Annotated in this window: 2 protein-coding genes (1 of these 2 only partly in view); both read left to right on the top strand. The window is 65.7% G+C overall.

The window, feature by feature from the left end:
• Window positions 1-82: 82 nt before the first annotated feature.
• Window positions 83-1,396, top strand: a complete 1,314-nt coding sequence (locus tag ACV7NQ_RS06145) for a hypothetical protein (RefSeq protein WP_463358727.1) — start codon at window positions 83-85, stop codon at window positions 1,394-1,396.
• A gap of 2 nt (window positions 1,397-1,398) precedes the next feature.
• A protein-coding gene (locus tag ACV7NQ_RS06140; RefSeq protein ID WP_463358726.1) for a C2 family cysteine protease crosses the window boundary here: on the top strand, window positions 1,399-11,807 show its 5' portion. It continues 21,739 nt past the right edge of the window; the window shows 10,409 of its 32,148 coding nt (coding positions 1-10,409); its start codon is at window positions 1,399-1,401; the stop codon falls past the right edge of the window.

The following is an 11,807-nucleotide window of genomic DNA, read 5'->3' as shown; positions in this document are numbered from 1 at the left end:
GTGATGGGAAGGGAGGCCGATGAGTACGAGTGGTAGCGGTAGCGGCAGCTCTTCGAGCAGCAGTTCCTCGAGCAGCAGCGGCATGACCACCTTCGGCAGCGGCTCCAACACGGTGGAGGTCGATCCTGCTGCCCTGGTCGCGGCGGGCAAGAAGCTGGCCTCGCTACCCGATCTGGTGGGCGGCATCTTCGACACCCTCACCTCGCTGCACAACAACATCAACGCCCTCGGCCAGCCCTGGGGCGACGACGACACCGGAAAGAATTTCGCCCAGGGCTCGGCCGGATATCTGGCGGCGGCGAATTCACTGGTCGGGAATGCGAGCACGGGTAGCAATGCCTCCGGCGCGATACCCGTCTTCGCGCAGATCCTGGTCAACTACGGCGAAACGATCCAGACCGCGGGCCAGACGTTCGCCACCGGCGACGACCTGTACGCGGAGTGGATCCTGAAGAACTACGTCGATGAGAACGCGTCGGGCGACCCGGGGCAGTACACCGGGGCGCTGAGCTCGAATACCAACTCGGGCTCCTCGGGCGCGTCGGGTGCCACGACCGTGAACTACTATGCCGGCGGATCGAATTCCGGCGGTGGCGGCAATTCGGGCGGCACCAACTCCGGTGGCGGGTCGACCAGTGGTGGCGGAACAACCAGTGGTGGCGGAACAACCAGTGGTGGCGGAACAACCAGCGGTGGCGCAACGACCAGTGGTGGCGGAACAACCAGCGGTGGCGCAACGACCAGTGGTGGCGGAACAACCAGCGGTGGCGGAACAACCAGCGGTGGCGCGACGACCAGCGGCGGCGGGACGACCAGCGGCGGCGGGACGACCAGCGGCGGCGGGACGACCAGCGGCGGCGGGACGACCAGCAGCGGTGCCAACGGTGCGGGCTACAGCACCGGCACCACCCAGAACATAACGAATCCTGGCATAACCAGTTCCGACGTCTCGGGCGCAGTCGGCTCGCCGTCCAACGGCGGGGTCAGCGGCCAGGCGATCGGCGCAAACCCGATCGCCGACTACGCCGTCGGCGCCGCCGGCCCGAATAGCTATGCGGGCAGCGCCGGTTCGAGTCCCGCGGGCGGTACCGCCGACGCCGGGGCGGCGGGTTCGGCGGATAACGCGGTGCGCCAGTCCGCATTCCAGGGCGAGCAGCTTGCCTCCAAGCTCGGCCGCGAGGGGCTGGTCGCGCGGGCCGGTGCCGCGGCCTCGGACCTGACGCCCAGCATGCCGGGGGCGCCGGGCGCGGGATCCGGAGGCAAGGACGACGGGAAGGACAAGAAACGCGACCGGCGCAAGTCGTCGTCCGCGGGTGTGGGGATCGAATCGAACGATGAGGGCAAGCAGTCCGGCGACCCGTGGGAACGGTCGGGCTGGCCGACCGGTGGTGCATAGCGATGACCCTGCCTCCCTCGATTCCACAAGGTGACATCACCCTGCCACAGCCATTGCAGTGGCTGGGTGCTGCCACCGGTGGGACGTGGCCGAAGGGCAGCGAGAGCGGCATGTTCGCACTCGCCGACGACTGGAACAACGCGGCGACCGCCCTATCGAATCAGGTGCAGGACATCCAGGATGCGGTGAAGGCGATCCTGGCGGCGTATCCGTCCGCCGCCGCGGTGGATTCGGAGATGGTCACCACCCTGAACGATCTGACGAACCAGTCGAACCAGAACTCGCTGCAGTCGATCGTGTCGTCGATGCGCGGGGTTGCCGATTCGTGCAATACGGTGGGTTGCTCGATTCAGGAAAACAAGATCATGACCATCGCCGCGCTGGTGCAGCTGGCGCTGGACATCGCCCTGGCCTGGATCTTCCCGCCGACGGCGCCCGAGGTGCAGGCCGGGCTCATGGGCCTGTTCCGGGTGATCTTGGCGGTGTTCAAGAAGCTGCTGGAAGAGGCGGTGCTGCACGCCATCGAGGGCGCGGTATCGCAGGGAGTGCTGGATCTGGCCATTCAGCTGGCTCAGATGTGGGGCGAGCACCGCCGGGCGAGCATCGATCTGCAGGAATTCGAGGCCAGCCTCCTGGGCGGCGCATTCGGTGGTGCGCTGGGTAGCGTCTTCGGGCATGCGGCGGGCAAATGGGTGTACAAGCCGCTGGGCAAGATGGTCGACGACAAACTCGGCAAGGATCTGTCCAACGGTGTGGCGGGGAACGCGCTGCGCCACCTGGTCGTGGGCGGCGCCGGTGGCGTGGGCGGCATGGTCGGCGGCGGTGTGGGCAATGAGATCGTCTACGGCGGGCCGTTCCAGGTGAACCCGGACGGCATGGGCGCCGGTGTGCTCGGTGCGCTGGGCGGCGCCGCGCGCGGCGGCCACGCTCGTCCCGATCCCGGCGTCCATGTCGAAACGGCGCCCACCGAGCCTCCGCCGACCTATTCGGAGAAGGATGCGTCCGCTTCGTATGGCGGTGACGTCAAGACAGGTGACGTCAAGAGTCCGCCCGACACGACACAGCCACCGGCCGCCGCCAATTCGAAGGCATCGTCCGGCACCGATGCCCAGGTGTCGTCCGGCACCGATTCGCAGGTGTCGTCCGGCACCGATTCGCAGGTGTCGTCCGGCACCGATTCGCAGGTGTCCTCGGGTGTCGCCCCGCACGAATCGCCCGATGTGGGTTCGCAGGCATCGGACAGGAACGGGCCGTCGGCAACGGATGACACCGCCCCGCAGATACCGCACGACATCTCGTCGGCGAACTCCCGAAACGACCTGTCCGGCAGCACGTCCCACAACGATGTTGTGCAGAACAGCGGGTCGAGCCACGATGTGTCGCCGCAGGCGAATGCCGGCAAGGGCGGTGGCCGGTCGCTCGACGAGCAGATGCAGCAGGGTGGGTCGCAGCAGTTGGCGGTCCCGCCGCGCGATACCGCGAACGGTTCCAGTAACCGGGCATCCGATCCCACTCGGCAGTCGCAGACGTCGAACGAGCGGCTCACCTCCGGTGGTAACCGCGGCACGTCGCCCGTGGATCGGGCGGGTCTCGCGGATAAGGCAGGGGGGACCGAGCTCGAAAATCCCGTCGGCGCGCAGAAGCAGGCCAAGGCCGCCGAGCCCGAGTCGCAGCATGCCGACGAGCAGGAGGTCCAGCAGCAGGCGGACTCGGAAAAGGGAGCGGCGCAGGCGCAGTCGGGACACGAACCGGACGTCGCGGCCTCGGCGGCGAGGCAGGACACCGAGTCCTCGGCGGAGCAGAAGACCGACCAGAGCAGTGCCGAGCAGGATAAGGCCGGACAGCACAAGGCCGAGCGGAACACGAAGGCCGACCCAACCAAAGCCGTCCGGAGCGACGAGGAACGGAACAAGCGGGGCAAGTCCGGTTCGAAGCCGAACACCGCGGAACGGGCGAAGGGCGCGGGCGATGCGAAACAGGACCCGAAACCCGTTGACGCCGCGTCGAAACGAGGTTCGAGTCGACCGGCCGATTGGCGGCAGCGGCTGGACCAGATCGAGGTCTCGGTCGAGCACGACGTGTTCCAGTCGTCGTGGCCTGGCTGGGGACATTTCCTGCTGCAGTGCGCCGGTCTCGGCGCCTTCGGCCAGATCTCCCCGGGTCGCGTCAAGGATCTCCTCAACCTGGGGAAACGCCCCGATCTTCCGGCACATATGCGCGGGCGCAACATCGACAACGACCTGAAGATCGATCCGAAGCACGGCATCGACGACAGCGGGCGCGACCGGCCGCTGTCGCGTGGGGTGCGGCGTTTCACCACCCAGGAGGCGCGGGAGCACCTCGTGCGCTTCAGGAATGGCAAGCTGGTCGACCACGCGCGCGCGGCGGTCGATACCGGATTCGATGTCTCGCCGCTGATCCCGGTGCCGTTCAAGAAGCAGCAGCCCTGGTTCCGCGCCGAGTCCGAATGGCTCATGGTCGCCCACCAGAACTTCAAGAAGGATCGCGGGTTCTACCTCGCTCCCGCCGAGGGGACGTCGATCACGCACGAGTCCTTCCACAACACCGGGCCCTACGCCGTGGCGCACATCAACGTTCGCGCCGGCAAGATCGTCTCGATCACGGACAAGTCCGCGACGTATCACACCCGCAGGAAGTCGGGGCCCGACGGGGAGGTGGACTACTACAACTCCGCGCGCCTGCGGCACGTGTTCACCGAGTTGCTGGGTGAGGACGGCTATGCCGCGATCGAACATCTGGATCGGCACGGCAAGCCGTATTCCGATGAGGCCAAGGACAAGTGGTTCGAACCCGATAAGCCTTCGGCGAAGGCGGAGGAGACGCCCAAGGGTGCATCGTCGGGGGGCGATACCGGCAAGAACGAGAAGGGTTTGTGGTCGGCGATAAAGAATTCGAGGTCGGCCAAGAAATCAGGCGGCACATCGGAGAGTAAGGACGGCCCGTCCCAGACCTTGGAACAGGGCCCACGGCCAGCCCGCCACATTACGTTCGCCGACCTCACTCCGTCCGCAGACGGCACGGCGGATAAGAACCATCACGTCCTGAACGACGAGACCAAACAGAAGTTCGACAACTCCCACGCTACCGTTGCCGCTGCCAAAGAGGCGCTCGATAAGGCGCAGGCCGCACACGATGAGACGGGTGCCGCGAAGGCGCTCGCGAAGCACTCCGAGGCGGTGGCCACTCATATCGAGGCGATGACGAAGATCGTCGATGACTCGCGGGCTACCGTCACCGCTGCCAAAGAGGCGCTCGATAAGGCGCAGGCCGCACACGATGACGCGGGTATCACCGATGCGCTCGCGAAGCATGACGAGGCGGCGGCCGAGCACCTGCGGACGGTGGGGGAGGCGGTTGACGGGCTCATGGAGGTCTCTCACCATGCCGGCGAGGAGACCTGGACTGCCTTCGAGGACGGGCATCTCAGTCAAGAGGTTGCTTTCGCGCAGGTATCAGGTCAGCGGAAGAAGGCCGCGATGGCGTCGGCCGATGCGTTGCTGGAGTACTACAACCTCGTGGTGGGGAAGGACGAGTCCGGTCCGCTGGCGAAGCTCGACGACGATGCGGTGCAGAAGATGATCCTCGAAGGCTCGGAGAAGGATTCCCGCGCGGCCCTGATCGAGCATATTCGCCGGAGGACCATAGATCCGGAAAAGGCGGGCGACAACGGTAAGGTGCTGCGCCCTACGCAGATTACCGCAGAGCTTCTATTGCACCACGGCCTTGTCGAGATGGATACCGGCGAGGGCAAGGAGTTGACCGCCGTCCTGCGGGCGACACGTGCGGTCCTGGAAAACTCCACGGGCATCGCCCACGTGATGACCAGCAGCGATCCGCTGGTGGACAGCATGGAGAAATTGGTCGATAAGCTGGCGGCGGGGAACAACAAGCTCGGAATCGATGTGTACCACCTGGATTCCGACAAGCCGTTCCCGGTCCGGGATCCCAACCGCAAGCTGATCGTCGTCGGCACCGCTCAGGATTACGGATTCCGTGCGGTCAAGGAGGCGAAGTCGCTGCTGGATAAGCTCGAAGATGCCGGAATGTCGGAAGACGAGCTGAAATTGCTGCAGGAATCCCTGAAGGATGCGCCGGCGCTGGGGGAGTACAAGGAGATGCTGGACAGTGCCGCCGAGGCCTGGAATGTATCCGACCGATTCGAGCCGTTCCCGGGTGGCGATCTGATCGTCGACGAGGCCGATGCCCAGATGATCGACGAGCAACTACACTATGTGCTCTCTCCCGGTGCGGCCGAGAAGGCTGATCCGGAAGCCGCACAGCGGGTGCATCAGCTCTGGAATGATTTCCAGAATGCCAAGGATGCGGGAGTGCTGAAGGCCGTCGACTTCGGGAAGGACATGAACACACGTGGCATCTTCAACTCGAGGCTGACCCCCGAGGTCAGGTCCCTGCTGGAAGGTATGCTGGGGCGCCCGATCGATGACGCTGAGGCGCAGGAATTCGCACACGCCGCGCAGGCCGAGTGGGGGCCCGAGGAGAAGACGGACTTTCTCGCCACGGAGGAAAATGGCATCGAGATCATCGCTTCGCGGACCAACGATCAGGTCCAGAGCGATAAGGAGAAGGGCAGCTCCAGCCGGTGGAACGAATTTGCCAAATATCTGGAGGCGAAATACGGCCTGGACATCTCGGCCGAATCGGAGCATTCGATCGAAATCTCCGGGAAACAGCTGTTCAATGGCGGACATTTCAAGAAGTCCGGTTTGTCGGGAACCCTGCTCACGGAATCGAAGGGGAACCCGCGTGGTGTCGAGGATGCTATGCACAACGAGTTCGGTACAGGTCCGATCACTAGAGTGGACCGATTCTTCGATTCGCAGATGATTCGGCATGATCCCATTTCTTTCGATAGTCGGGAGGAGAAGCATCAGGCGATGGCGAACGACATCCTCGGCACCGCATTCGTTGAGAATCCTGACACTGGCGAATGGGAGCAGAAGGGTACGCCGCAGATTGTAGGTTGCTTTGATAATGCGAATGTGCAGCGCGTGATCGATGCTGTGCGCGAGGCGGCCGATGCGCGTGGCCTGAATGTGGCGATTCACCATATCGATTCCGACTGGTCTACTTCGCATTCCAGTACGAAGGAAATGAACGAGAAGGTAGAGGAGATAGGAAAGCTAGGCGGCGAGATGGGCGCCATCGTCATTGGCAACAAGATGGTGGGCCGCGGCTTCGAACAAAAGCTTGTAGAAGCGGTGGCGAAAAGGGGCGGGATTATGCGAACCAATGGCGCCCCGGGGTATTCGAAGCGAGTGGTCCGTCAGATGGAAGGCCGCGTGGCGCGCAGTGGCGACCCGACCAAAGATCGGAAGACCGGCGGTACTCCAGGTGAAGTCTTCCACTACTTCTCGCCCGAAGACTTCCGGACCATCGTGTCGGACGCGAAGGCCAAGACCTTCGTCACGCAGTACCAGACGGCATCGGCCGCCCACGAGCAGGCAGCCGAGGCGTACAAGCAGGATCAGACCGAAGAGAACAAGACCAGCCTCGAGCAGGCCGCGAACAGCCTGAAGACGACCGAAGACAATCTGCGCAATATCGCTATTCCGGAGCTGCAGGCCGCGGTCGAGCAGCATATTCTGAATTCCATTCGCACACATACCTATTCGGCGAACGCACCCCCGCTCATGGACAGTACGACACAACCGATCTCGCCCCCACCCAGAACGACCACCGAGACCCCCGCGGATACCGAGACCACCTCCGCGAAGAATGCCCCCTCGAATGAATCGGTGACCACGTCTCAGTCGCACGACGCCCCCACCGAGCGGCATACCGTCCGCGCCCACGTGACCCCGGTGGTCTCCTCACCGCTGGACGATGAAAACCAGCTCGAGAATTACGGACCACCGCGCCATTCGATACCGCTGAAGTCGCTGCCGATCCGGCAGCCGCAACTGGCGCGGCCCGGTGCACAGCTACAGCAGGCCACCGCACCGCTGTTCGACGGTCTTCCGAAGCCGCAAGAGGTGAAGCAGGGCAGCGACCTGGCGACCTGTTACATCCACACGTCGCTGATCGACCTGGCGGAAAACCATCCGACATGGTTGAAGTCGTTGTTCGAGACCGACGACGAGGGCCGGGTCGCGATGTGGTGGCGCGACGAAACAACCGGCGCCTGGGAGCTGGTACCGAGCTCCCGGCAATTCCCCGTGGTGAACGGCAAGGCGCTCTACGCCGACTTCGGCACGGTGTCGTGGGCCGCGGTGGCCGAGCAGACGTACGCGATCAAATTCGGTGCGGGCAGCTACGGCGCCATCGAGATGGGCAACCCGGGCGTGGTGACCCAGCGTCTACTGCCGCCGAGTGTCGGGGGATCCTTCGGGCAGGACATGACACTGCGCGGCGCCGACAATTTGCACTCGTTCCATCCGCTGCGCCTGGGGCCGGACGAATTCCTGTCGCGATACGGCGATACCGAGGTCGCGCGCGCGATCATGGCCCTGGGTGATGCGTGGCAGCAGGACCTGATCGGCTGGGCCGATCCATTCGGAAAGACGGACGGCGACCCGAAGAACGACCTCCCCGCATGGGAGCCGCTGCGGGAGGTGTACACCAAGCCGGATGGCACCACGATGTCCGCGATCGAGGTACAGGACTGGCTCGTCGCACACGATCCCGCCGTGGCCGCCGGATTCTGGAATGTCGTTGTCTGGAACCTGGATCCGGAATTTCTCGACGCACACGGCAGCGAAATCCTGGATGTGGTCGAACACATCGAGGATGATCTCCGGGCGGTCGAGTCCGCCGCCGCACTGCGGGCCGAACAATTGCCGCTCGCTCACCACGTCGTCGACCAGGCCGCCTGGTTGAAGTCGCGCGGCGACACGGTGTCGTTCTGGGGCCGGTCGACCGTCGGCGTGCCCGACGGGCACCGGCACCGGGGCACCGAGGTGCAGGCCGCGCATCAGTACACCTTCGGCGGCAAGCTGAACGACAACACCGGCCGGACGGTCGGAGCGTGGTTCATCGATCCGGCCAAGTACGCCGACGACCCGGCTCGGGTGCTCGAAATCCCCTTCGAGAATATGAACCACTTCGCCGGGATGTCGTCCGGCGGCGTGGGTGGGTACACGCTGCACGGCGGGACCGAACTCCCGCTCGCCGAGGTGATTCCGGGGTTCGGTCCGCAGTCGATTCCGTCCCGGCGCCCCATTCGGGCCGTCACCCAGGGCATGCGGCCGGAGCCCGAGCCGACAATGCCGGTCAAGGGCAGGCCCGCTCCGCCGGAGACGAGGCCGTCCCGGCGAGTGACCGACTACGCGCTGGTGACGCCGCAGCCGCCGGAATCCATTGCCCACATGTCTGCGCCGGAGATCCTGAACCAGGCGCCGTTCGCAACGCGTGATGCGCGGCAGTTGACGATGGTGCCGGCGGCGAGCGACGATCCGCTGTCCGTTCCATATTTCCGCGCGGTGCGGCCGGTGATATCGAAGGAACATCCCACATTGAATGTGGCGGGTGACGGGTCGATCGCCATGAGTTCGGCCGGTCCGTTCGTGAAGGAGTTCTACGCCGTCCCGGAGGTGGTCGAGAAGGCGTCGAAGGCCCTGAAACAGGCGAACAGCAACGTCGGGCTGAACCCGGACTGGAATACCTACGTCGAGTTCGACCACGAGGGGAAAAAGAAGCGGCTCTTCCGGGTCACGCCGATATTCGGCACCGCGCCATCGGACGTGTGCCGCGATTTCTCGGCTCAGGTTCTGGGCGGACCGCACACTCATACGGTCCTGTTCGACAGCCGTCCCACAGCGCTCGGCGGCAACGGGACGGTGGCGGTCGCTCCGATCGACACCAAGTCCGGCCGCGAGGTCGGCGGCACGCATCATCTGGCGGACGTGTTGACCAAGGCGGTGAGCAATCCTCAGTTCGACTCGGCGACACCGGAATCGGCCGCCACCGTGGTTTCCCGTGCCGTCGACGAACCCGAGGACACGTGGCCCACCCCGGGGCGGATGTACGGCGCCGCGAGGAGCGCGTCGGCGACCGGGGAGCGGACACGGGCGCTGTCGGCCGCCGAGTCGGCACTGGGTTTGAATGCCAAGGCTTTCGCCAGGCCGATGGAGGCGTACCTGCTCCAGTCGATCGCCCTGAAACAGGACAACGGCTCGCGAGTTATCCCCGGCAGGTACGGCTACCATTTCGCGTCGGTCGTGCTGGAAAGCCTGGACGGGCAGCATCAGATCACCCTCGAGAACGTCAACCTGCGCAGCTCGAGCAGCAAGAATCTCGATGAGGTGCTGGACCGGAACCTGGCCCACTACCGCGAACGGCTGGACGAGGTGGAGAAGCAGCTGGTGGCGGCCGCGGCCGCCACCAACGGCGGGGTCGACCACAGGCTGGAGCTCGTCAGGAGCATGCGCAAGATCCGCGATGCGGAGCGGCAGCTTGCAGAGCTCGAGCGAACCATGGCACACGCGGCGACGGTCTCCGACGCGATGAAGTCGGAACATGCCGTGCTCAGCGGTGCCCCGGCTGCCGCGCGTCGTGATGCGAAACGGAGCCTGACCGCCCTTTTCGGCACCGAGCTTGGCTATGGCGGCGATATGTGGTTCTTCCACATGTACGGGCGTGCCCCCGGCGAGTCGTTCTTCGAGTGGTGGAGCGGGCAGCGCTACGACATGGCCATGGTGGTTTTGCCCGGCCACGGGAACCAGCGCCAGGAGTTGGAGTTTGCCCCGCGGAACGCGGCCCTGGACACGACTGCGCAGCGGATTCTGGATCGGATGGCCGCAAAGCTGGCGAAGGTCATGGCGTGGCGGCACGACCACGGCCTGCAACCGCCCTATGTGGAGTTGATGATCGAGTCCATGCCCGGCGAGCAGGGGCTGGCCGCTGCTCGCGCCGAGGTGATCGAGGATTATTTCCTCGGTCGCGTCCGCACCGAACTGACCGGACTGGATCGGCCGTCTGCGGCCACCGATGTCGAGGTGACCGTGCGCCGCGGCAAACGCGATGTGCGGCAGGCACTTGCGATGGCCGGCGATGACGCGACAGTAGTTCGCTCGAGGGCCGTACTGCGGTATCTCCCGGAGGGCAATCCGGCTGAGAAGGTCGGCCTCACGGACAAGGAACTGGCGCGGCTGGCCCGGGATATCGGCGTGCATCGCGCGCGGGGGCGCGCGGGCAAGGCGCGCGGCAGATTCACCGGCGTCCGGCCGGAGGAGATCGCGCGCGCACGGGACATCGTGCGCGCCGCGCAATACCTCGACGGGACCGGCGCGCCGGATATCGGCCGCTTGACCGACATCCGGCGCGCTGCGGACATCGTTGCCCGCGAATACCAGCACACCGGGCCGTTCCGGCTCGAACACCTCGACCCGCTCGTCCGTGATGTGCTCCGGCTGGTGGCTTCGGACGCTTCGGTCGACGACGAACAGCGCAACCGCGTGCTGGGGCTTGTCAAGGCCGCCAAGCGAAGTGGCCGTCCGGTCACGGCGGCCGCCCTGGCGTCTGCGGCCCGAGGTGTCCGTGCGCCCCGATCGGCGGTGCCCCGCGGATCGGACGTGCCCGTCATGGCACTTCTCGGCATTTCCGCTGCACAGGTTACGACGACACGACCCGGCCTGAAATCCGAATCGTCGTCTCCCGATGCGCCTACGACGGAGGGCCGCCGGCCGTGGTTCCTCCGGCCCTCGGCCCCGCCCGTCGATCCGCAGACTCTGCAGCTGCTGCTCCGCTCGGGCGGGGTGCTCGGGGATTCCGGGCCCGGCCATAACCGCGCGGGGGATGTGCTCACCGTGCTGGACCGGTTGTATCGGCTGGGACTTGTCGACGACGCAGTGCATGACGCGTTGCGGCCGGATATCGCCGAGTTGCACCGGCGGAATATCGAACGGATCCAGCAGTTCCAGCGCGGTGACCGCAGGGCCCGCGCGCGGCTGGACACTCGCAACGGATTCCTTACTGTCCCCGCGGAAACCGTTGCCGCGGTGCGGGACCGGGTGGCCGCGGCCCTGAACACCCAGCTGTCGCCCGAGCAGGCCGCGCTGATGGATGTGCGGCTGGAGTCGACCATCGGCAGGGGTGGCGAGAATCGGCTCGCGGACCTGGCGGCGGTGCGCCGACGGCTGCAAGATGCGAATCTGCCCGAGGCCGAGTTGTCCGATCAGGACGCGGTCGACGAACTGGTCACCCGCTACCTGACCGGCGAGCTCGAAGACCCGGTATCCGAGGCGGGCCGATCCATCGTGGCTCTGCTCGACAGCCTCGCTCGCGGCGGATTCGACATGGACTGGAACCAGTCGGGCCCGACTGACAGCACGACCGATTTCGCGGTGTGGGCCCGCGGCGGCGCCCGGTCCGACCGGGCGCCCGAGCTGACGCCCGATACGTCGCTGAACTGCTGGGAGCTGTTGCTGCTCAC

It is taken from the genome of Nocardia sp. Tas62D01 (assembly GCF_055232035.1).
This window is presented reverse-complemented; position numbering and strand designations above follow the sequence as displayed.